At 43.8% G+C, this 758-nt stretch carries 1 tRNA gene and 2 rRNA genes; all 3 read right to left on the bottom strand.

Annotation, left to right across the window (positions count from 1 at the left end):
- Window positions 1-132 (bottom strand): 23S ribosomal RNA (locus tag L4C37_RS22415); the annotation flags it as partial.
- A gap of 303 nt (window positions 133-435) precedes the next feature.
- Window positions 436-511, bottom strand: a tRNA-Ala gene (locus L4C37_RS22410).
- 75 nt (window positions 512-586) lie between these two features.
- A 16S ribosomal RNA gene (locus L4C37_RS22405) occupies window positions 587-758 on the bottom strand; the annotation flags it as partial.

Below are 758 nucleotides of genomic sequence, written 5' to 3'. Positions count from 1 at the left end.
GTGGGTTTCCCCATTCAGGAATCCCAGACTCAAAAGGTTATTACTACCTAATCTGGGCTTATCGCAAGTTATTACGCCTTTCATCGCCTCTGACTGCCAAGGCATCCACCGTGTACGCTTAGTCACTTAACCATACAACCCGAAAGGGTCTTAGTGTATGGCAACTAACCAAGGTTTTTGGTTGTCATCAAGAAGGGTTAATTCTTGATGGCTGTTTGCCGGACTCAATTGTGAATCAAACTCAGTTTGATTCGAATACAAGACACTTGAATGTGTTTGTTGTGTTTATCTAATGAAAGATAAACATTGAGAACTTTTAAATTTGATTGAATTACTCGTAAGTAATCAATCAGTCAGCTTTCCAAATTGTTAAAGAGCTAGATATGTTTCAAAAACACACCATTTTTAAATATTTTCAAGAAAAACACTTAAAGATGGTGGAGCTATGCGGGATCGAACCGCAGACCTCCTCGCTGCCAGCGAGGCGCTCTCCCAGCTGAGCTATAGCCCCATCTGGAAAAGTTTTTCTACTCTAAACTTCAAACCTAATCAATCTGTGTGGGTACTCATCAACGATATCTTCGTATAAGGAGGTGATCCAGCCCCAGGTTCCCCTAGGGCTACCTTGTTACGACTTCACCCCAGTCATGAACCACAAAGTGGTGAGCGTCCTCCCCGAAAGGTTAAACTACCCACTTCTTTTGCAGCCCACTCCCATGGTGTGACGGGCGGTGTGTACAAGGCCCGGGAACGTATTC

Source organism: Vibrio kagoshimensis, from assembly GCF_050337535.1.
Lineage (GTDB): Bacteria > Pseudomonadota > Gammaproteobacteria > Enterobacterales > Vibrionaceae > Vibrio > Vibrio gallaecicus.
This window is presented reverse-complemented; position numbering and strand designations above follow the sequence as displayed.